This is a genomic window from Teichococcus aerofrigidensis (assembly GCF_054073225.1).
The window spans coordinates 1-521 of sequence record NZ_JBSXMU010000294.1 but is presented as its reverse complement, the minus strand read 5'-3'; the positions used below and the strand labels follow the sequence as shown (position 1 = coordinate 521).

1 protein-coding gene is annotated in these 521 nt (G+C 77.9%); it reads left to right on the top strand.

Annotated elements, in window-relative coordinates; translation table 11 throughout:
- A partial coding sequence (gene fliK / locus ACVMLK_RS21310; protein ID WP_457487580.1) for a flagellar hook-length control protein FliK occupies positions 1–404 on the top strand: 404 nt, incomplete at its 5' end.
- Positions 405–521: the final 117 nt, after the last annotated feature.

The window sequence follows — 521 nt, the reverse complement described above, 5'->3', positions numbered from 1 at the left end:
TGGCCGCCCAGGCCGCGCCGCAGCTGGCGCTGCGCCTGGCCGAGGCCAGCGCGGCCGGCGTGTCCCGCATCGCGGTCGATCTGCGGCCGCCGGAACTCGGCCGCATCGAGCTGCGCCTGACCTTCCAGGAGGGCGGCGTCCATGTCCTGCTGCGCGCCGAGCAGCCGGAGACCTTCGAGGCGCTGCGCCAGGACCGGCAGACGCTGCTGACGCAGATGGAGCAGGCCGGGGTGCAGCTCGGCACCGGCGGCCTCGACCTGCAGCAGGGGACCCCGGGCGAGCGGCGCGACACGCCATCGCCGGCCGCCGCCGCGCCCCTCCGCGGCATGGCCGAGGCGGAGGCGGAGGACATCGCCGCGCCGCCGCGCCGCGTCACCGACAGCCTGATCGACATCATCGCCTGAGGCCCGGGAGCCGGGCAGGGAGAGCAGCATGGCCACCAGCAGCACATCCGCCATCACCGCCGCCACGGCGGGGGGCGGCCCCCCCGCGGCGCCCGACATCCGCGGCGAGGGCACGCG